The sequence below is a fragment of the Achromobacter sp. GbtcB20 genome, from assembly GCF_019091095.1.
In the GTDB taxonomy this organism is placed as follows: Bacteria; Pseudomonadota; Gammaproteobacteria; order Burkholderiales; family Burkholderiaceae_B; genus Achromobacter; species Achromobacter mucicolens.
Genome location: NZ_JAGXJZ010000217.1, coordinates 1 through 489, shown reverse-complemented (window position 1 = coordinate 489; position 489 = coordinate 1). Strand labels below are relative to the sequence as shown.

At 65.6% G+C, this 489-nt stretch carries 1 protein-coding gene; it reads right to left on the bottom strand.

Annotation, left to right across the window (positions count from 1 at the left end):
* Positions 1 to 489, bottom strand: a 489-nt coding sequence (locus tag KVT32_RS28660) for an AAA family ATPase (protein WP_217619267.1), incomplete at both ends; no start/stop codon positions are given.

Genomic DNA, 489 nt, shown 5'->3' with positions numbered 1-489 from the left:
GCGCCCGCGTTCGTGGTCATGATGATGATCACGTTGCGGAAGTCGGCCTTGCGTCCGTTGTTGTCGGTCAGCGTGCCGTGGTCCATCACCTGCAGCAGGATGTTGAAAATGTCCGGGTGGGCCTTTTCGATCTCGTCCAGCAGCAGCACCGCGTGCGGCTTCTTGGTGATGGCCTCGGTCAGCAGGCCGCCCTGGTCGAAGCCGACGTAGCCCGGCGGCGCACCGATCAGGCGCGACACGGCGTGGCGCTCCATGTACTCGGACATGTCGAAGCGGATCAGCTCGATGCCGAGGATGAAGGCCAGCTGCTTGGCGACCTCGGTCTTGCCGACGCCGGTCGGACCCGAGAACAGGAAGGAGCCGATCGGCTTGTCCTGCTTGCCCAGGCCCGCGCGCGCCATCTTGATGGCCGATGCCAGCGCGTCGATCGCCGGGTCCTGGCCGAAGACGACGTTGCGCAGGTCGCGGTCGATCGTCTGCAGCTTGCTG